Here is a 380-nt window from a genome sequence, read left to right on the forward strand (position 1 = left end):
GGGTGGAACTGGGTGGCCCACAGGGAGCCGTTCTCCACGGCGGCCACGAAGGGCTTGCCGTGGGTGGTCCAGGTGACGAGCGGGGCCTCCATGGCCGGGTTCGTGGTCTCGAGCGACCAGTCGTGGACGGCGTAGGAGTGCACGAAGTAGAAACGCGCGTCCTTGTCCAGACCGGCGAACAGCCGGGAACCCTCCGGGGCGTCCACGGTATTCCAGCCCATGTGGGGGACGACGTCGGCCTGGAGCGGCTCGACGGAGCCGGGCCACTCGTCGAGGCCCTCGGCCTCGACGCCGTGCTCGACGCCCCGGGCGAAGAGGATCTGCATGCCGACGCAGATGCCCATGACCGGGCGGCCGCCGGCCAGGCGGCGGTCGACGAT

At 71.1% G+C, this 380-nt stretch carries 1 protein-coding gene; it reads right to left on the reverse strand.

Annotated features, from left to right (window positions below; genetic code table 11):
• On the reverse strand, positions 1 to 380 hold a 380-nt coding region (gene hisH, locus LPA54_RS42015; protein WP_228985585.1), incomplete at both ends, for an imidazole glycerol phosphate synthase subunit HisH.

Origin of the sequence: Streptomyces sp. DH12, assembly GCF_020873895.1 — a bacterium.
Lineage (GTDB): Bacteria > Actinomycetota > Actinomycetes > Streptomycetales > Streptomycetaceae > Streptomyces.